Source organism: Pseudoalteromonas sp. SG43-1 (assembly GCF_014164415.1).
GTDB lineage: Bacteria > Pseudomonadota > Gammaproteobacteria > Enterobacterales > Alteromonadaceae > Pseudoalteromonas > Pseudoalteromonas distincta.
This window is the reverse complement of the sequence record NZ_JACJFD010000038.1, coordinates 1-20,308: the sequence shown is the minus strand read 5'-3', so window position 1 is coordinate 20,308 and position 20,308 is coordinate 1. Positions and strand designations below refer to the sequence as shown.

Below are 20,308 nucleotides of genomic sequence, written 5' to 3'. Positions count from 1 at the left end.
GACAAATAGACTAAACTTACATTATGCCTTAGCAATTAAGTATTGCAGGTTTAAGTTTTGCCCGTTTTACTTAGTTATTTTGGTATAGCATAAAAATCATAAAACGTAAGGAAAGTGCTATGGAAAAAGCTTCGAACCTTGAAAGTAAAATGTATGTGCTAGATACCAACGTACTACTTCACGAACCACTCGCTTATTTTTCTTTTCAAGAGCATGACGTTGTAATTCCGATGACGGTGCTTGAAGAACTTGACCATATAAAAGACAGAAAACACGACGTAAGCCGTGATGCGCGCGTCGCTATTCGTGGATTAGATGAAGTTCTTAAAAATGCAACGCCTGAACAAATGCTACAAGGCGTGGCGCTGCCGAGTAACAAAAAGGCAAAAGCGAGCTCTGCCGGTACCCTAATTATTGTAAACGACCATTTATTTGCCGACTCTATTTCTGGTCTGCCGGGTAACGAAAACGACCATCGTATTATTAATTGCGCCGTGTATTTACAAAAGCAGCACAGTGATTCAAAAGTTATATTAGTAACAAAAGACATAAACATGCGTTTAAAGGCCAAAGGCGCAGGGCTTAAATATGTTGAGGATTACCGCACCGACCAACTTATTGATGACATAAGCCTGCTCACTAGTGGTTATAAAAAAATTGAAGGTGATTTTTGGGATCATGTTGGGGAGTGTAATACGCAGCAACACGGACGTGATACGTTTCATCATGTGCCTAAAAACTTAATCCCTGATGTATTTTGTAATGAATATTTACTTGATGGAGGGGATCAGTTTGCGGCGCGCGTTAAATGCTACGATGACGAGCACATAACGCTCAAAGATATTGGTGTTGAGCGTTTAATGCATCAACAAGCATGGGGCGTTAAGCCCAAAAATATTTATCAAGGGATGGCATTAGATGCACTACTGGATACAAGTATTGAGCTTGTTATTTTAACAGGACCAGCAGGGTGTGGTAAAACCTTGTTAGCACTTGCCAGTGCCCTTGAAATGGTCATCGAAAAAGGTATTTACGATAAAGTAATAGTTACCCGTAATACGCCAGAAATAGCAGAGTCTATTGGCTTTTTGCCAGGCACGGAGGAGGAAAAAATGGCGCCATGGCTTGCAGCTATCACTGATACGCTGGAGGTATTGCACAAAGGCGACGAAAATCCAATATCGAGTCGAAATTACATAATGGAGAAGGCTAATGTACAGTTTAAATCGGTTAACTTTATGCGCGGGCGTAGCATTCAAAATGCAGTGGTAATTTTAGATGAGAGCCAAAATTTAACGGCATCTCAACTTAAAACGATTATTACTCGCTGCGGCGAAGGTACTAAATTAATTTGTACAGGTAACTTGGCGCAAATAGATAGTAACTATTTAACGCCAGTAACATCGGGCTTAACGTACATAGTAGAGCGCTTTAAAAACTTTGAAGGCAGCGCAACGATAAACCTCAACGGTGTTGTGCGTAGTCGCTTAGCGTCATTTGCAGAAGAAAATTTATAACTTGCGCTTAACAAATTGGCTCGATAGTCTATCGATTGATTTTCGAGCCAAATGGCAGGCAGTACATTGAATTTTTTACCTCTGAAGCATTATTATCGTTCATTATTTATTGCGCTGTTAGTGCCATTGATTGTCGCTTTTTTACTGTGCTTGCACTTATATAATATAAAGCTTGAGCGGACGGTTGAAAAACGCCAAGCTGACTTTACAAATGTTTCAGCGCAAGTTACCCACGGGATGGACTCGGTGAGTAATCTACTTACCACCATGTTTAACTTATACGAGCAAGCGACTTATCCCAAAATAAACCAAGATTTGCTCGAAGGTATAAATCAATATGATGGTTACTATTATCGTCATTTTATTGATCAAAGTACGGAAATTGTAGGTAAAGGCGAGTTTGCGTTATCTGCTAAGGCATTAATGCAGTGGCAGCAGGCTATTACATTAGGGCCTTCGTTTAATACAACGCTTGCATTAATGCAGTCGTTATCTGCTGTAGCGTATGTTGATGATAATGGTTTTGCTTATGTAAGCAGGCACAACAAAAGCCAAAGTTTTATGCTTACTGAAATTTTAAATGGAAAATTTAAGCCAAAATTTGCGCAAAACAAACTTACTTCAAGTCCTATTGTTAAAGTGAATGACAATTCGTATTTTGCTATTGGTCGACAACGAAGCACAGGCTCAGCCGATTACATTATTTTAATTTATGATGTTCAAGCAATTTCTGGATGGTTAAAAAAGGTGTCACCGAACAGTGGTGAATACGTTTTTATGAACCAATCGCATCAAATTATCGCCAGCTCTAAACAGATAATAGAGCAAGCGACTGCGTTAAAAAATTATTGGCCAGACTTGGCCGATCATCAGAGTCAAAAAACAGTATTAACTAGTGATAGTAATTACTTTATGCAGCCTATGGGTGAGTTACCTATTCACGCAGCATTTTACGAGCACAAACCCCAATTAATAAACTCAATTAAGTATGAGATATTACTAGAGTTTACTTTTTTAACGCTATTTTTAAGTATTATGTTTGGCGTGTTTTTTTGGTTAAGTCAGCGCATTTTTATAAAGCCGATGACTCACTTAATGTCATACCTTGAGAGTAACGGGACACAACAAGAAGAGCAGCTAAATTACAAAGTACCACTGAGCTGGCAACCTTGGTTTTCTAAAGTGAAGCGTGTATTTACTAAAAACAAACAGTTAGTTGATTCATTACAAAGTGCAAATAAAGCTCTGGACGACCAAGTTCAGCTGCAATCAGAAAAACTAAGCCGCAGTTACGAAGCGAAAGAGCGCCACTTAGCTTTACTCAACACTATGCTAAACAGTGTGCCAGACCTTATTTACTTTAAAAATATTGATGGTTCATTCTTAGGATGCAATAAAGCATTTGAGGCATATATCGGTAAAGATCAAACTGCATTAGTTGGTAAATATGTAGATGATTTAGGTGACAATGATCAGCAAATAAATGCGCTTGAAAAACAAGTATTACAAAACAGAAATAGTGTTGAACAGCGAATAGAAACCGATACAAAATCGTATCAACTTACTATTGCACCTTTTTATAACGAGCACCAACACCTGTTAGGAACCATGGGCATTGGTCGCGATATTACCGAGCAGCAACAAACATTATTGGCCTTAAAATCATCTGAATCTAAATTTAGAAGTGCAATTGAATTTGCGGCTAACTGCGTGGTTTTACTCTCGCTTGAACACACCATATTGCAAGTAAATAAAGCAGCAAGAAAGCAGTTTTCTGATCAGCCAGTACTCGTTGGGGAGCAGTTGAAAGCATTATTTGATGACTCCCAATGGAAGCAGATAAAAAGCACTTTAGCGCAATTGCTAGATGACAAAAAACGCGTATACCATTTAACGCTTGCTCAAGGGGGCTTAACAAGCTGGTTGCAACTAAGTGTATCGCTTGTCTGGGATGAAAACCGCGATCCAGCTTATTATGTTATACACATTCAGGATGTGAGTGCATTAACTAAATCAAAACTAGATGCCGAACGAGCAACCCTAGCTAAAAGCCGCTTCATAGCCAATTTAAGCCATGAAATACGCACCCCTTTGAACGCTGTTTTAGGATTGCTTGATATGTTAATTGAGCAAGGCTTAACGCAAAAGCAATTACAACAAACAGATCAAGCTAAGCATGCAGCACAAAGCTTGTTATTAATGCTTAATAGAATGCTTGATTTTGCACGTATTGAAGGTTCGCAAACCGATTTAAAACAAGCGTCTTTTAGCATGGTTGAGCTGGTGGATATTTGTGAAAGCTTAACGGCTCCATTGTGCGAAGGAAAAGGTATTGAATTTGTTATTGATATTGACCCGCTAATAGCACCTGATTTGATATGCGACAGTATACGTTTGCAGCAAATATTAGGTAACTTATTAACTAATGCCGTTAAGTTTACAAAAACAGGTTCCATTACTTTAAAAATGGAACTTATTGAAAGCGATAGCCTAGAGCAACAGCATATTTGCTTTAAAGTAATCGATACTGGCATGGGTATAGATGAAACTGATCAAAGTCGCTTATTCGATGCTTTTACTCAAGGTGATGAATCTTCAACCCGCATACACCAAGGGGTTGGGCTAGGTTTAGCTATTGTTAAACATGCAGTATCGTTAATGGGTGGGGAGATTGCTTTAAAGAGTAAAAAAGGCCACGGCAGCGAATTTTATTTCAGTATTAGCTTTTTAGTTGATACCACTAAAAACACAGTGTTACCGACTAATACATTGGCTATTTTATCCGATCAAAGTAAAGAGCTTAAGCAGGTGACAAATGCATATAACGAACTTGCTAATATTAATTTAGATGAGGTACTAAAATACCCAATTAAGCTCTCTAATACTCAAAAAATAATAATTGATGCAGCTGACTTACCTGCACTTTTAAATGTTGAAGCGATTAATGATTCGTTATCAGCTAAAGAAACATCGGTAATTATTATTAATCATCAGCACACACTTAATTTACCGACAAGCGAGCACTTAGCTGCGCATCACGTTAAAGCATCGGCATTAGGGCAAAGGCTATTTAGTTTGAACTCTCAGCAAAAGCCTATAGTTAATACAAGTGCCGCAGTACACAGTGCAACTGAAAGTAAAGCTGATATATCGGGTCTACTTGTATTAGCCATTGATGATAATCAGCTTAACTTAGAAATAATTAGCAGTGTTCTGCGCCAAGCAAACGTAAATGTTGTTACGGCTTTAAGCGCATCAATTGGTATGGAATTATTGCAAGTTTTGAAGCCTGACTTAATATTGATGGATGTGCAAATGCCGAAAATAGATGGCTGTCAAGCAACCGCTTTGATTCGTCAACAGTTTGACGCAAAGCAACTGCCTATTTTTGCTTTAACGGCTCATTGTGAACCTGCTGATGTAGAACGTTCTTTAAAGTGCGGCATGAATAAACATTTAACTAAACCGGTTGTTGCTAAAGTACTTATTGATGCAATTGCTGATTTAAACTTAGTTAAACCAAGCTTTTTTGAAAAATCATTTGCTTTAACGCAGTTTAGTATGGATGAAAAACTGCTTAATACGATGATTGATAAGTTTGCTAGCTTGTGCGAAACCCAGTTATCGCAACTAGAAGAAACAACCAATAAGGATGATTTGGTACGTTTAGTGCATAGTATCAAGGGTGTTGCAGGTAATTTAGGTTTTAGACGATTATCACATTGTGCTTTATTGTGTGAAAGAATGCTTAAAACTACTAATAAGCCTATTGAGGTTACACTACAAGAGCTTATCATACAGCTAGAACAGGTAATTGTTTTTATAAAAGGGCTAGGGGTTAGGGATGTCGAAAAGAGCTAAAGTACTTATTGTGGATGATGATCCAATCAACAGATTAGTACTTGAAAAAACACTTAAAGCAGAGCACGACGTGTTCTTAGTTGAAAGTGGTGAAAAAGCACTGACCTTTGTAAAAACAGCGCAAGTTGATTTAATAATCCTTGATGTAATTATGCCTGGAATTGACGGCTATCAAGTACTTGTGGAGCTTAAAGAAAACCCAATAACTCAGTCTATTCCTATTATATTTATATCAGCCAATCGTAGCCATGATGATGAAGCAAAGGGTTTAGAGCTCGGTGCAATGGACTACATAACCAAGCCATTTAGTCCTTCTATTGTTCGCGTTAGAGTGCGCAACCAACTCCTCATAAAGCAAAAAAATGATTTGCTAGAAATGCTAGCTTCGATAGATGGCTTAACTGAGATACCAAATAGACGCTACCTTGATGAAAACTTATCTCGAGAATGGCGCCGCAGCAAACGAAGTGGCACACCGCTATCGGTGTTACTTATGGATATAGACCACTTTAAACGTTACAACGATTGCTACGGACACCGTGCTGGCGATGAGTGTTTAAAGAATGTTGCGCAAGCACTTGCAGCTCAATGTGAACGTGGCAGTGACTTTATTGCTCGTTATGGCGGAGAAGAATTTGCTGCTGTGCTACCAGGAATTGATAAACATGAAGCTATGGAGTTTGCTAATAAATTACGCAATGCTGTAAATGCTTTGAATATAGAACATAAAGCTTCATTAAATGCAGACCACATCACTATAAGTATAGGTATTGCCACTACACAAAGTGGTAAAGTGTATGCTGAGCAAGCATTATTAGAAGAGGCCGATTTAGGCTTATATGCCGCTAAAGATGCAGGGCGAGATAGAATAGTCGCACGCTAAAAACTTAATATACAAAAACGCCAATATTCATATATTGGCGTTTTTGTATCAAACATTTTTTATTGGTTACTGCGTGATCATACCTAAAGCGGTGTCACCAATGCCCACCAACTTATCATTTTTAAATACAAGTGGCGTACATTCATCTTTTGTTGTTTTTGAATCTGAATGCTTGCTATGCGTTACATAAAAAAGTACTTGGTATACATCGTCATCTTTTTTTAATAGCTCAGTGAAATTAGGCGTTTTTAATTGCGTTAAAACAGACTGGTAGCTGCTATCCATTTTTAGCTCCGATATAACTTCACGATTATTTTTATGCTGTGCTTGCCAGCTTGATGAGTTTTTCCCTGCCCAATGAGTCTCAGCTTCGCCATCTGACACGGCAATAATACAGCCTGTTAAAAATGGAGCGATTAAAGCGGCTGCTAAAAGTGATTTTTTCATTTTTATTTACCTTAATAAGATTTTTAATTGGTTATTAACTGTATTAAAGCAAAGAGTAGACCATATTGATAAGTTGTTATGAATCAGATTGTTAAGTCAGTTAAGCTGTTTTTATCTAATAAAATATTAAATATATTAGTAAAAACAGCCATTTTTTAGCTTATTTGATTACTACAATAAAATGATTAAACCAAGCGGTTGCGTGATTCACCTTTAGTAAATGCCGCAATATTCAAACTTACTTCATTAATTAAACGCACAATAGATTCAGTACTTGCCCATGCAATATGTGGAGTAAGTAATAAGTTATTGCCTGTGTAATTAGCAAGTGGATTTGAAGCTTCAGCAGGTTCTTTAGTTAGTACATCAACACCCGCTCCAGCAATTAGGTTTTGCTTAAGCGCTGTTGCTAAGTCGGCTTCGTTAATAATACCACCACGTGCTGTATTAATAATTATAGCGCTTGGCTTCATCATTTTAAGCTCATTAAGTGCGATTAAATTACGTGTTTCATCTGTAAGCGGGCAGTGTACGCTGATTATATCGGCTGTTTTAATGACGTCTTCAAAAGGCGTACGACCATCGCGACATTTAACCCCTTTACGCTCTGCAACAATAACATTAGCGCCAAATGCCTCAGCCACTTTAGCAACGCCTTTGCCTAGCGTACCGCCGCCTATAATGGCAAATGTTTTACCTTGCAAGTCGTTAAAGCTGTAATCGAGTATGCAAAACATTTCACTTTTTTGCCATGCGCCTTGCTGGCAATCCGCCTGATAGCGGTGGGTGTTACCCAGTAAGTTAGTAATTAAAGAAAATGTATGTTGAACAACTGAAGGGGTTGAGTAGCCAGCTACATTAGTTACGGCAATACCAAATTCTTTAGCGGCTTCTAAATCAACATTATTAGTACCGGTTGCACTTACGCAAATTAATTTCAGTTGTGTTAGCTGACTAATTGTATCGCGATTCAAAACTGCTTTATTAGTGATTAATACATCAGCGCCTTGGCAATGCTCAATAACTTGCTCTGGGCTGGTAAGTTCATAAGTCGTTAATTTACCAAGTTGTTCTATACACGAAAGAGATGTTTTAGCTAACGTTGCGTTATCAAGAATAGTAATGTTCATTATGAGCCCTAAAATAAGTGGATCTGAAAGAGTTAAAATCGTAAAAAAGAGGCTTACGATCCATCAAAAATCTAAAATATGGGCTTAAGGTACTACGAAATAAAGGCTTTGTTAATGCTATTACTACCAAATGATTAGAGGGCTATGTAGTAGTGGTCTGCCCACTAGCAGATTGAGAACATGGTATTTTGCTAGACTGATCAGTTTTTTTGCACTTATAAGCAAGCCTGTGGTCATAGAAGGTAATTAAACTCGGCTTTAAAGCAAGTTGCTAAAATAAAAAATCGTTTTTTTGGTTATTTCGCATTTTAGATTGGCTGAGTTATAATCGGATATAGACATAAACGGTGCGCTTTAGCGTGCCGTTTTTTAACATTGTAGATGTAGTAATGAGTGAATTAGAAGATAAATACGCAGATATACGCCCATACAACGACGACGAAGTTGCGGCGTCGCTTACACGTTTGATTAACGATGATGCGTTTATTGATGTAATAGCAAAGTATAATTTACCGCGCTTTTTATCGGCAGTGCCTTTTATTGCACGTCCAATGGTAAGAAGTCAGTTACGCAAAAAATGGGGCAAAGTAAGCACCGTTGAAGATGTGCAAAATGAAGTGGCGCAATACTTAGATAAACTAGTGAAGCGCACCACATCAAAAGTTACCTTTTCTGGGCTAGATCAGTTAGACGCTAATCAGGCCTATTTATTTATTTCAAACCACAGAGACATAGTGCTTGATCCTGCATTAGTTAATTGGGGTTTATATCAGCATAAAATGAAAACAGTGCGTATTGCTATTGGCGATAATTTATTGCAAATACCTTACATTACTGAGCTTATGCGTTTAAATAAAAGTTTCATTGTTAAGCGCTCTGCTAAAGCACCAAAAGAAATGTTAAAAGCATTAACCCAGTTATCGTCATATATCTATGACTCTTTAATCGGTGGAAATTCTATTTGGATTGCACAAAAAGAAGGGCGTGCAAAAGACGGTTTTGATCAAACAGATCCTGCCCTTTTAAAAATGTTGCAATTAAATGGACGTAAACAAAAGAAAGAATTTGGCGATTATATTAAAGAGTTAAAAATAGTGCCTGTTTCTATTTCTTATCAATATGAACCGTGTGCAATTGCTAAGGCTAAAGAGCTTTATCATAAACAGCATCATGGTGAATATATTAAGTCAGCGGGTGAAGATATTGCCAGTATTGTTGAAGGTTTTAGTTCAGCTAAAGGGCATGTGCATTTAGCATTTGGACAGCCAATCGAATCTAAATGTGATAGTGCTGAAGAGCTTGCTAAAACAATTGATAGGCAAATTGTAGATTCGTTTTATTTGCACCCAGGTAATTACATTGCTGGTGGCTGTAAAGAGGCGGTAATAGACTCTCCAGATACAGCGACGTTTGAACAGCGTTTAGCCTGTGTACCAGAAGAGTTAAAACCGTTAGTGCTGGCCATGTACGCTAAGCCATTTCACCGTAAAACAGAGATAAATACCAATAGCTGTGAGTATTAATAATCCCAGCTCAACAAAACTAAGCAGCAATTAAATTGCTGCTTTTTTTTTGCTCAAAAATAACGCTATACTAATACCTCCTTTTCAGCTGGGCGGTACTTATGCATGCAACAAATTGAAATATTTGATATTCCAAGTCCTTGCAAAAGTATTTGCTTAGTTAACAACAGAGGGTATTGCAAAGGGTGTTATCGTAGTCGGGATGAGCGCTTTTCGTGGAATACCTTATCGAACGACCAAAAAAAGAAGGTGCTTAGTTTGTGCCAGCAGCGCTACAAGCGCTACCTTCAAAAAAAGCAGCAAAATGCAGTGCCAAGCACGCAGGCGCAGCAGCAAGGGTTCGACTTTTAAAAGCTTAATCCATATTTGGCTCTTAGTGCGTACGCAGTGCCATTGTTAGTTAGGTTAATTAATGACATTTTAAGCTTTTCTACTAAGTTTTCATTACGTTTATTTAAATAATGATAAAGCGGATAAGTACTCAATACTTCTTTTACAAAACAGCCTTGAGGTGACGGGAGCTCATTATTTTGCATTATAAAGTTAATCATCAAAGCTCCCTGTACTTTTTTCTGAGCAAGCAAATTAAGTTGGGTATTCATGCTTTTAACTTTAATAATATTCCCTGCAAACTGTGTGCTTGCTAAATAATGTTCTTGCACAGGGTAGCCATCAACAATTGCGACGCTATCGAGCTGTTCTAAACTGTTAGGTAAACAGTTTTTATATAATACTAAGTCAAACTTAAATAGCTCATAATCGACTCTAATTAAGTTTTCGTAATTTTCTTCAACGCTTGCATCTCTTCCTAACTGCCCATCAAGTACGCCATTATTTGCAGCGAGCAAAGCATTTTGGTGACTAAAATCGATTATATGTATTTTAAAACCGATATCTGCGTATGCTAACTTTAATAGCTCGAGGGCATAATCAGCTTGAGGTGTACTTTGCGGACGATTAAAAGTGAGGTTGTATTGATGACTAAAACAAGAGGCACTAAAAAATAAATTTACCAATAATAACAAGATACTAAAATGTCTATTCATTATCAGTTCCAATTACTACAGAAATAAATAAAATAAGACGCGTATAATAACAAGGAGATTACCTCTTGCCCAGTTTAGAGGGGGAATCAAATAATCTTAAAAGCGAATGAGGAAGTATTGTGAGTTTTAATTTATGCCTATTACCACGTGAAGAAAAATATCAAATTCAGTTAGATTATGAAGCGTCTTTTTGGGCGTATCAAATTAAGCGTAATAAAAAAACGAGAGAGCAAGTTTACAACACAATCCACAGCCGCCCAGTGGCAGAGCAAATGGTTTTGAAACAAAAATTTGAACAGTATTTAGCGCTAATGCTTAGCTAAATATCGATATAAAAATGTATAAAGTTGAAGTGTTAAATGAACTAAAAACCCCACTTGTGAATAAATTCTACAAAAAGCACAGCGTAAGAGGGCGTGCTAATAAACAAGATAAGGTATGGGTTACTTACTATAATAATGAAATAGTGGCAGCATGTAGGTTACAAGATAAAACAGAGTTTTTATTTTTATCTACCATGTTTGTTGCGCTGGAACATCGCGGTAAAGGGATTGCAAAACAATTGCTTTCAACACTCTTAAAGTCGCAAAATAGAGAGATAAAGACCTTCGCATATGAAAACGTAGCTGATTTATATTGTGCTATTGGTTTTAACCAGGTGTTAACATATACTCTTGCTTTACAAGTACTTTTTGATACTTACAAACATCGAAATATAGTCGCTCTAGAGTACCCATAATAATAAATAATAATATGGAATAAGCATGAGTAAATACGTTAATGGGATCATTAGTTGCTTTGTAGTTTTAATAACTATTCTAAGTTGCCAAGTAGGGGCACAAGTAAAACGTTTATCTCCTAGCGAAGGCTTATCACAAAGCTACGTTAATACAATGCTTATAGACACTAACGGTTACCTTTGGCTTTCGACAGAGGCCGGGCTTAATCGTTATGATGGCTATCAAGTTATTCCAATAAACGGCCCTAATGGTGAGTTAGAAGAGGCGATCATCGATCGTATTTACCAAGACCCTCAAGGGCACATTTGGATAGCCTCTTTACTTGCAGGCCTGTTTAGATACGACCCCGTAACAGATTCATATCAGCAATTTCTAGAAAAACCGACCAGTGAAGAAGAAATTATCAATCAGTCTGTTTTTAGTATGGTGGCCGTTGATAAAAAAACACTTTGGATTGGGCGAGGCCGCGATTTTGCAAAGCTTGATATCGCAACCGGAAAAATAACAACTATTTTTGAGCTTCCGGCTAAATATAAAAATACCCTTGTGAGAAAGCTGTTTGCCTACAATGGTTATATATTTATAGGTACAAGCCATGGTGCATACGTATTTGATATTGCCACCGAGCAAGTTAGACCTCTACAGCATTTAAAAGGTGAAGCTGAACATATTTACCAAAATAATGTGAAGTCTTTCGCATTAGGTGAAAATAAACAGTTGTTAGTAGGGGCGGTACAAGGCTTATACGAAGTTGATATTAGTAACTTATCAAAAATGTTTGAACGCCCAGATTTACCTTTTAAAAGTAAGGTATTACTAAGTGACTTAAATGTTTGGAGCATAGTAAACGAACACGGAACAATAGATTTAGCTACCGACAAAGGCTTGTTTAAATTTGATTTAAACACAAAAGAGCTGATTAAAAATACTCGAATAGCCAAAAGTAAGTACACACTTGCCGATACCAGTATTATTGATATGGCTAAAGATAAATCGGGTGGTACATGGGTTGCGACTAAGACTGATGGAGCATTTTACTTATCTCACGACAGCTATCATTTTAATAATGTCGATGGCACTTTGCTCGGGGGGGATGGTTTATCACATCACTCTATCTGGGGGATTACCGAATATAAAGACAAGCTTTGGCTTGCAACGCATAACGGTATTACCGAGGTTGATTTAAAAACAAATATTGGTAAAGCTTATTTAAAAGACTACAAAGTCGACTTACTCACCACTGAGTTTACCGTATATGAAATAACGCCCTATAAAGATAATTTATGGCTTTATACAAACCGTGGTTTATTTATTTTTGACCCTGTAACGCATCAAGTTAGCGAACCTAAAGTGCATAACCCTGCTGATCAAGAGCTGATTACTGGTAGAGTGCATGGCGTTACACTCATGCCAAATGGCGATCTATACTTTGTGCACTCAGATCATGGGGTATTTATATACAATATAGATTCTCAAGTAATAACGCGTCTGGGTGGCCAGTTTGACCAGTTTGAACCCTTTTTAGCTCATGGCTTTTTACCCGCGTTGAGCAATAAGCCAGACTCGCCACTATTTTTTAATGCTGGAATTTTATATCAAGTAAACCCAAGTGATTTAGCACTTAAAATGATTTACAAAGTGCCAAAGCAGCACGAAAACGTAGCCATTAGCGTGCTTTCTTATTTAATTGATAACAACAATATATTGTGGATATCACTTTCTAATTTTGGCTTGATAGGCCTTGACGCATCTACTTATCAATTAGTACATACAATCGATTTAGAGAAGAATAAATTAGGCACATTGCTTTACGATATGGTGCTAGATGATGATGGCATGATCTGGATGAGTAGCCATAAAGGCATTTGGCGATTAAACCCAGAAACACTTCATTTTCAACAATTTTCTACGTCAGAAGGGTTACTCTCTGCTGAGTTTAATAGTAACGCCATGGCACAGCTTAAAGATGGCCATATTGCGTATGGTAGCTTAAAAGGTTTTACTTATTTTCACCCAATGGAAAACCAAAATTACCAGTCACTTATTGATCACGTAAATATTACGCGAGTTGATTTAATGTCACGAGATCTATCGCTTGATTTAAAACAGCCTCTTAACGAGGTTGTGTTAAACCATGATGATATTGGGCTTGAAGTGGCATTTTCGGCTATGGCATTTAGTAATCAAGAACGCATTATTTATGAGTATCAACTCGATAACGGACAAAAAAGTTATACTCGAAATAACAACCGCGTATTGTTTCCAAAATTGAATCCAGGTAATTACCAATTAAAAGTTTGGGCTAAAGACCCCCTGACTGGCGAATATACCTCGCCTGCTATTTTAAAAATAAAAGTAAAGTATCCGCTTTGGCGTGCACCTTATTTTATGGTGCTTTACGCCATGCTGTTTATTGGTTTTGTTGCTATGTGGGTTATGCGCCGTAATAAAGTTCAGCGTATTTTATTGGCAGCAAATAAAGAAAGTAAAGAAAGCGAAGCGCGTTTAAAATTAGCACTTGAAGGCAGCGAATCGGGTGTCTGGGATTGGGAGTCGAGCAACCCAAGCATTTACCAACCCCGCTTAGCGAGTGAGTTAAGCTACGAAAGTGAAACCGTAAGCCTTGATGAATATTTATCTAAAATTCATCCGCAGGACAAACAGCTATTTCGCTTAGAGTGGCTTGAATTTTTATCTACCGATAAAGGCTACTTTAATTGTACCTACCGCCTGCGCCATGCAAAAGGCTATTGGCGCTGGTATAAGGACTTTGGAAAAGTAGTTGAGTGGGATGATAAAACTCCACAAAAAGTAGCGGGTACTTATACAAATATGACCCGTGAGATGGTGTTTGAAGAACACGCTTTACTATTTACGGCAGCATTTGAGCAAACACGTGATTGGGTGTTTATACTCGATAAAAACTTAAATATTCGGGCTTCTAATAAATCACTGCAAACCGCCTTTAACTTCACCGCTGAGTCGTTATCTAGCCGGACTTTAAATTTAGGTATATCGCGCAGCAATCGTTTTGATTATTTACGCATTATGCAAAAGCTATCTGTTGGGGAGCATTTTTCGTGCGAAGACAGTGTGGTTTTAGCTAATGGTGAATCGCGTCATGTACTTGTGAAAATAAGTGCAGTGGCCGATAACGATCAGCGCCTTAATAGTTATGTCATTATTTTAACCGATATAAACGCACAAAAATCAGCTGAAAACGAGCTGCACCTATTGGCCAACTACGATGCCTTAACTGGGCTGCCAAATCGTACATTATTTAATGACCGCGTTGAACACGCCCTTGAACAAGCAAAACTGCATGGATGCAAAGTGGCTTTGTTACATATCAATATTAAACGTTTTAAATACTTTAATGACTCATTAGGGCACGAAGCGGCTGATGAGCTAATTAAAGAAGTTGCTGAGCGCTTAAAGTGCTCTTTGCGACCATCGGATAGTGTTGCGCGATTTGGTGGCGATGAGTTTGTCGTGTTAGTAGAAGATATTCATCAGATAGAGCAAGTACTTATAATATGTACTAAGTTGATGGATTGCGTGAATCAAAATATTGCGATTAATGGTCAAGTTGTAAACGTTAATTTAAGTATTGGTGTGTCGATATCGCCAGATGACGCAGAGCAAGGCCCCGCACTTTTAAAAGCTGCGAGCATAGCGTTATATCATGCAAAAGACTCTTTAGAAGGGCGCTACCAGTTTTATAAGCAAGAGATGAACCAGCATGTTCAAAGAGCGCTGCATCTTGAATCTCAGCTTACTAGAGCGTATCGAGAAGAAGAGTTTTGTAATTACTATCAGCCTATTATTAATGCTAAGAGCCAAAAAACAGAAGGCTTTGAAGTGCTGCTGCGTTGGCCCGAAAATAAACTAGTACAAACTCAAGAGTTTTCGCTGGCTGCAGAGGGGATAGGCTTAATTACAAAAATTATGCTGCAGACCTTTGCGCGCGCTTTATTGGAGTTAAAAGAGTGGCGAAAAGCCTCACCTAACCTGTATTTATCTATTAACTTATCAGCACTAGATTTTGAGTTTAAAGAACTCGTACCTGAAATTAAAAAAGCGTTAAATAATTCAGGTGTATCATCTGAGGCAATTGTTTTTGAAATAACCGAATCAATATTAATGCGTGATTCAAAAGAAGCGCTGCACAGCATGGAACAACTTAAAAAGTTGGGTTGTAGATTGTACATGGATGATTTTGGTACAGGTTACGCATCACTTACTTATTTAAAGCGTTTCCCTATTGATGTACTTAAAATAGATAGAAGCTTTGTACAAGACATAGGCATAGACTCTGATGATGAGGCCATTATCCAATCAACACTCGCGCTTGCAGATAGTTTAGGCAAAGAGTGTGTCGCTGAGGGCGTAGAAAGCTCGCACCAACTTGCTTTTTTAAAGGCGAGAGGGTGCAAGCATTTCCAAGGGTATTTATTTAGTAAACCGGTACCTAATACCGAAGTACTCGCGCTTATTAATCGCGATTGGAGTGATATATTCAATTGAGAATAGTCGCACGGATTTAGGGCCTTTTACCGCAGTGTCTGCAAAACAAATGGCTGTTATGCTCATTTAACTGCGTTTTAATGGCCTTATTAGCTTCAAGTTTACTCAAGCCTAGCTTATGGCGTAGTTCTTCTAGGTGTACTTGTTGGGTGTCATTAAGTGTGCCATCTTGAATTGACTCGTGCACAGCGTCTTCAAAAAACTGACGGCGTTTGCGTATCTGTTCTGAAAAACTAGATGCCAGTAATCCGGTAGGAATAGCGACCATACCCATGCTCAGTAGTGTGATAACGCCACCGAAAAACTTACCCAATGGCGTTATAGGTACTACATCGCCATAACCAACGGTCGTTAGTGTTGCCATTGCCCACCACATAGCCGCAGGAATAGAGCCAAATTTATCGGGTTGTATATCGTGCTCAATTAAATAAATTCCGCATGAAGCTAAAATAAGCACAACGGCCATTATAAAAAAAGCAGCCATTAATGAACTACCTTCATCGTTAAAGGCTTTTAAAAGTAGTTGCATGGCGCGTGAGTAGCGAGTGAGTTTAAATACTCTTAATAATCTGAGTATGCGTAAAAAACGTAAATCGAGAGGAAATAAAAACATCATTAAGCTTGGCAAAATCGCTATTAAGTCGATTAACGCAAGTGGTGATAAAAAATACTTTAATCTGCGTTTACTGTTTGAGCCTTCCATTGCTTCATATTGTGTTTTATCTACACAGGCCCAAAGCCTGGCTAAGTATTCAATAGCAAAAATAGCGACCGATACAATTTCTAAAACTAAGAATTCGTAGTAATACTGCTCTGCCACACTTGGGATTGACTCAATAACAATGGCTACAACGTTAATCATTATTAAGCTAATGAGTGCAATATCAAGAATATGCCCTGAACGTTGATATTGACCTGTACCTTCAAACAGGCAAGCCATTTTTTGGCGTAAAGTTTGCGGTTCATTCATTATTTAAGTTTAAGTACCATGTTAATACTGCCTTCTTCAAAGTCGCGACTAATTTTAAAACCTAGCTTACGGGCAAGTTCAATCATCCCTGTATTCTCTGGTAAGGTTATGCCTTCAATCGACTCTACACCTTGGCGTTTGCTGTGATTAATTGCAGCGCTCATTAGTATACGACCAAGCCCTAAGCCTTGGCAGTCTGAGCGTACTACAATAGCAAACTCAGCATGTAGGTTATCGGGGTCCATAATGACGCGAGACACACCTAGTGTGCGGGTTTTACCTTCAAAGCGTTGGCACACAATAAACGCCATTTCACGGTCGTAATCAATTTGCGTCATTTTAGCGAGTTGATCGTGGTTAAACTGTGGAAGCTCGCCAAAAAAGCGTTTATATCTGTCTTCTTTGTTAAGTGACTCGTCAAATACTTTATGAGCTTGTTCATCTTCCGGTTTTATCGGTCTGAGCGTAGCTTGAGTGTTATTTTTAAGTGTTACCACTTCAACAAGTTCAATAGGGTAGGGACGAATAGATAAGCGCTTACGATTGCTCTGAGCTTGATAGCGGTTAAGTGTCATAGTGGCATCGAGCACTAAAAACTGCCCATTGCTGGCAAGTATAGGATTTAGTTCCATTGAGCTTATATCGGGTTGATCAATAACTAACTGAGAAATACGCGTTAGCAGTGCACATAAACGATACTTATCAACTTTCTCGGGGAGTATGCGCTCCTTTAATACGCCTTTGTCGTGCGCTGCGGCAATTAAATACTTTGCCAAGTTCATATTCAGTGGAGGCAGAGCAACGGCGGCTTGTGCATATTCAAGGCCGGTGCCTGCTTCACCTAATAATATAACTGGGCCAAAATTAGGCTCGGTTTTAATTGCAATTCGCAGCTCATTTGCGCCTGCTCGCGGCGCCATTTTTTGTAATGAAAACCCTTCAATAACAGCATCCGGATAAGTGTTTTTAATACGGATAAGCATCGCAAAAGCAGTTTGTTCAACCTCGTTGGCGTCGTTTAAATTAAGCACCACCCCACCTACTTCAGACTTTGAGGCAATACTTGGACTAATCAGTTTTAATGCGACTGGAAAACCAAGCTCTATGGCTTGCTCTTTGGCTTCTGTTGGGGTGTAAGCCACCTCAGTTTGAATGCATTTAATACCATAGTGGTTCAATACTTGGCTTGCCTGATGAGTAGGTAAGTAGCTTTGTCCATCATCTAAAAACTCATTAATAAGGGTTCTAGCTGCCACCTTATTTATTTTAGCGTCATCAGTGTTCGACTCAGGTGTTTGCGTTAAATGCTTTTGGTTACGACGATACGTTACCAAGTGCATAAATGCGCCTACAGCCCCTTCGGGCGTACGATAAGTGGGTATTGCGTTGTTTGAGCACACTTTTCTGGCGGCGTAAGATGCGTCTTCACCCATAAAGTTAGTTATAACGTAAGGGCGCGCCATTTTGGGTAATGTTTGTAAGGTTTCTACAATAATGTTGGCGTAGTCTTCGCTGGGCGCAAGCGCTGAGGGAGTATGGATAATCAGTAAGTTTTTAACTTCTTTTGCGTGCAGTAAAATTTCTAATGCTTGCTTATAACGCGCAGGTGCTGAGTCGCCAAAAATATCCACAGGGTTTGAGGTGGTTTCTGATTGTGGAATGACTTTATTTAGCGCATTTCGGGTTTCAATGCTTAGTTCTGCTAATTTACCGGAGCTTTGAATTAGCTCATCAACAGCCATAACACCCGGGCCGCCACCATTAGTTAAAATTGTCAGTTGTTCTACTTTTAATAATTTTGGATGCATGGCGAGTGTTTGTGTCGCTGCAAATAGCTCTCGTAAATCATTTACACGCAGCATACCCGCTCGTTGAAATAACGCATCGTAAACAGCGTCAGAGCTTTGCTTTCCACCGGTGTGAATTTCGGCTGCAAGTGCGCCCGCAGTTGTTTTACCTGTTTTAATCGCAATTACAGGCTTACTAAAGGCCGCGGCTCTTGCTGCTGATATAAAGCCACGAATATCTTCAATGTTATCTATGTAGAGTAAAATAGCTTTGGTTTTAGCATCACGACCTAAAAAGTCGAGTAGTTCATTAAAGTTTATATCAAGGCAATCGCCTACTGATACAAAATATGAAAAGCCAATTTCTTTGTTTTTAGCCCAATCTAAAATGGTTGAGCATACTGCTGCTGATTGCGATACAAATGCTATTTTACCTGGGCTTGCCACGGTATGTGAAAAGCTCGCATTTAAACCAATATGAGGGATCAGCAAGCCTAAACAGTTGGGTCCAAGCAAAGTAACTTGCTTGGCTTGAGCACATGCTTTAAGCGCGCTTTTTTGCTCCCCAGACAGCCCATCGGCAATAACAATAGCGGTTTTACAGCCAAGCTCTCCAAGCTGCTCAATAATATCAATTAAGGTGTTTTTGTTAGTACAAATAACAGCAAGGTCGGGTACTTTTGGTAAGTCAGCAATAGAAGGGTAAGCAAGTACGCCATGTACTGCGCTATGGCTTGGAGTAACAGGCATTATTGGCCCTTTAAAGCCACCTTGAAGTAAGTTGCGCATAACCACAAAACCAGCCCGAGTTGATATGTTAGAGGCGCCAATAACGGCCACTGAGCTTGGGTTAAAAAATTGGGTTATACGCTTAAGGCTCATGGTTTTTCCTAGGCTGATTAAATTTTGCGTTATTTATAGTCTCAATGTACCCTGTTTACTGTGTTATTTCGAGCGTCTCGATGCTTATTATTGATATCAATCAAGGAGATTATTGTGAATAAAACCCCCGGTTTTTACATTGTTATAGCGGCTATTTGTTTAAGTATAGGCTTAATTAGCTTAGGGTTTATTTTAAAAAGTACCGCTTTGAGTGTGAAAGGGATGGAACGTACTGTGCAGGTTAAGGGATTGGCCGAGCGAGAAGTAATAGCCGATACGGTAATTTGGCCTCTGCAATTTAGTGATGCCGACAATAAACTTGAAAAATTAGTAAGCCGAGTTGAGAAAAAAAATGATGCGGTAACTGCTTTTTTAAAACTCCATGGTTTTGACGACGATGAAATAACAATAGGTAGCCAGTCAGTTATTGATAAGCAAGCACGTGAATACAGTAATGAAAATCAACAATTTAGATACATAGTGCGCTCAAATATTATTGTTTATTCTGCTGCGCCAGATAAAGTGCAAAACGCGCTGAGTAAAGTAAGCCAACTTGCTAAACAAGATATCGCAATAGTGCAAGATAGCTACGAAACAAAAGTTGAATACATCTTTACTGGCCTCAATGATGTAAAGCCTGCGATGGTGCAAGAAGCAACTGAAAAAGCGCGTGAAGTCGCTAATAAATTTGCTAAAGACTCTAATTCAAAATTAGGCAAAATAAAAACAGCTCGCCAAGGGCAATTTAGTATCAGTAATCGAGATTCAAACACACCGCAAATAAAAAATATAAGAGTGGTAACCAGTGTTGAATATTATTTAAATGACTAGGGCCTGTTGACCTTTCAGGATTAAAATTTGTTCAATCTTGGGGCGATTTAATCGCGGCGTGAGGTTTGTAACCTAGCGGGCTAAGTAAAAACCGAGCAAAGCTTCCGCGTCCTGCTCACGCCCCTTACCTACATCCATGTAGGCAACAAAGAGTAAATTGCCCC

At 38.6% G+C, this 20,308-nt stretch carries 14 protein-coding genes; 9 read left to right on the top strand and 5 right to left on the bottom strand.

Going from position 1 to position 20,308, the window contains the following annotated elements:
• Positions 1-119: 119 nt before the first annotated feature.
• From H5159_RS19355 to H5159_RS19345, 3 genes are read left to right on the top strand one after another with little or no spacing between them, the layout of a single operon-like run.
• Complete coding sequence (locus tag H5159_RS19355) at positions 120-1,517, top strand: PhoH family protein (protein ID WP_182780869.1); 1,398 nt, start codon at positions 120-122, stop codon at positions 1,515-1,517.
• 51 nt (positions 1,518-1,568) lie between these two features.
• On the top strand, positions 1,569-5,378 hold the full coding sequence (locus H5159_RS19350) for a PAS domain-containing hybrid sensor histidine kinase/response regulator (RefSeq protein WP_182780868.1): 3,810 nt from the start codon (positions 1,569-1,571) through the stop codon (positions 5,376-5,378).
• Positions 5,362-6,261 carry a diguanylate cyclase gene (locus H5159_RS19345; RefSeq protein WP_024605076.1) on the top strand — a complete coding sequence of 300 codons (900 nt, stop codon included), beginning with the start codon at positions 5,362-5,364 and terminating at the stop codon, positions 6,259-6,261. Before H5159_RS19350 ends, H5159_RS19345 begins: the two co-directional genes overlap by 17 nt.
• Before the next feature lie 66 nt (positions 6,262-6,327).
• Here the strand turns inward: H5159_RS19345 and H5159_RS19340 are convergent, their stop codons facing one another.
• Both H5159_RS19340 and H5159_RS19335 read right to left on the bottom strand, forming a co-directional pair.
• Entirely contained in the window at positions 6,328-6,708 is a 381-nt protein-coding gene (locus tag H5159_RS19340; protein WP_182780867.1) for a DUF3192 domain-containing protein, read from the bottom strand.
• 185 nt (positions 6,709-6,893) lie between these two features.
• Positions 6,894-7,838 carry a D-2-hydroxyacid dehydrogenase gene (locus tag H5159_RS19335; RefSeq protein ID WP_182768532.1) on the bottom strand — a complete coding sequence of 315 codons (945 nt, stop codon included), beginning with the start codon at positions 7,836-7,838 and terminating at the stop codon, positions 6,894-6,896.
• A 389-nt stretch (positions 7,839-8,227) separates the two neighbouring features.
• Here H5159_RS19335 and H5159_RS19330 point away from each other — a divergent pair, with 389 nt between their 5' ends.
• Together H5159_RS19330 and H5159_RS19325 are read left to right on the top strand one after the other, a co-directional pair.
• Entirely contained in the window at positions 8,228-9,361 is a 1,134-nt protein-coding gene (locus tag H5159_RS19330) for a 1-acyl-sn-glycerol-3-phosphate acyltransferase (RefSeq protein ID WP_154903727.1), read from the top strand.
• 105 nt (positions 9,362-9,466) lie between these two features.
• Positions 9,467-9,712 carry a DUF1289 domain-containing protein gene (locus tag H5159_RS19325; protein ID WP_008170756.1) on the top strand — a complete coding sequence of 82 codons (246 nt, stop codon included), beginning with the start codon at positions 9,467-9,469 and terminating at the stop codon, positions 9,710-9,712.
• Here H5159_RS19325 and H5159_RS19320 read toward each other — a convergent pair.
• On the bottom strand, positions 9,709-10,407 hold the full coding sequence (locus H5159_RS19320; protein ID WP_182737075.1) for an ABC transporter substrate-binding protein: 699 nt from the start codon (positions 10,405-10,407) through the stop codon (positions 9,709-9,711). The two genes, H5159_RS19325 and H5159_RS19320, sit on opposite strands and share 4 nt — an antisense overlap.
• 119 nt (positions 10,408-10,526) lie before the next feature.
• Here H5159_RS19320 and H5159_RS19315 point away from each other — a divergent pair, with 119 nt between their 5' ends.
• Genes H5159_RS19315 through H5159_RS19305 form a run of 3 tightly spaced genes read left to right on the top strand, consistent with a single transcriptional unit; the run spans position 10,527 to position 15,674 of the window.
• Positions 10,527-10,730, top strand: a complete 204-nt coding sequence (locus H5159_RS19315; protein WP_024596204.1) for a DUF3283 family protein — start codon at positions 10,527-10,529, stop codon at positions 10,728-10,730.
• A 14-nt stretch (positions 10,731-10,744) separates the two neighbouring features.
• Positions 10,745-11,146 carry a GNAT family N-acetyltransferase gene (locus H5159_RS19310; protein WP_024596205.1) on the top strand — a complete coding sequence of 134 codons (402 nt, stop codon included), beginning with the start codon at positions 10,745-10,747 and terminating at the stop codon, positions 11,144-11,146.
• 25 nt (positions 11,147-11,171) lie between these two features.
• The gene (locus H5159_RS19305; protein WP_182780866.1) at positions 11,172-15,674 is read left to right on the top strand and encodes an EAL domain-containing protein; all 4,503 of its coding nucleotides are present in this window, start codon (positions 11,172-11,174) and stop codon (positions 15,672-15,674) included.
• Between the two features lie 16 nt (positions 15,675-15,690).
• On the opposite strand, the gene H5159_RS19300 is transcribed toward H5159_RS19305, so the two are convergent.
• Positions 15,691-16,644, bottom strand: coding sequence for an ion transporter (locus H5159_RS19300; RefSeq protein WP_182692458.1), 954 nt, complete (start codon positions 16,642-16,644; stop codon positions 15,691-15,693).
• Entirely contained in the window at positions 16,644-19,313 is a 2,670-nt protein-coding gene (locus tag H5159_RS19295; RefSeq protein WP_182780865.1) for a bifunctional acetate--CoA ligase family protein/GNAT family N-acetyltransferase, read from the bottom strand. The genes H5159_RS19300 and H5159_RS19295 overlap by 1 nt, the downstream gene beginning before the upstream one ends.
• A gap of 114 nt (positions 19,314-19,427) precedes the next feature.
• Here H5159_RS19295 and H5159_RS19290 point away from each other — a divergent pair, with 114 nt between their 5' ends.
• Positions 19,428-20,144 carry an SIMPL domain-containing protein gene (locus H5159_RS19290; protein WP_182780864.1) on the top strand — a complete coding sequence of 239 codons (717 nt, stop codon included), beginning with the start codon at positions 19,428-19,430 and terminating at the stop codon, positions 20,142-20,144.
• Positions 20,145-20,308 lie beyond the last annotated feature (164 nt).